Annotated in this window: 1 protein-coding gene; it reads right to left on the bottom strand. The window is 57.8% G+C overall.

What is annotated here, in order from left to right; all coding sequences use genetic code 11:
• Window positions 1-301, bottom strand: a 301-nt coding sequence (locus M5B43_RS27190; protein WP_248752948.1) for an immunoglobulin-like domain-containing protein, incomplete at both ends; no start/stop codon positions are given.

Consider the following 301-nt stretch of genomic DNA (forward strand, 5'->3'; position numbering starts at 1 on the left):
TGGTGATGGTCTGGCCGTTATCGAGGGTGACGGTCAGCGGGTTGGTGATGTTGGTCACCGCGTTACCCGACTTGTCGACCAGCGACGCGGTGTAAACGATGTTGCCGCCTTCGCCAACAGTAGTGGTGGCGGTCAGAACCACATCGACTTTGTCGATGGTGTCGTTGATCGTGGTGGTCGCACCGTCGCCTGCAACTTCCAGCTTCTCGAAGTTGCCGCCAGTGGTATCGGTGATCTTGACGGTCTGGGTGCTCTTATCGATGAACACGTCATCGCTAGGCGCAGGAACTGTCACGCTACC

The sequence above is a fragment of the Pseudomonas sp. MWU15-20650 genome (assembly GCF_023242475.1).
Lineage (GTDB): Bacteria > Pseudomonadota > Gammaproteobacteria > Pseudomonadales > Pseudomonadaceae > Aquipseudomonas.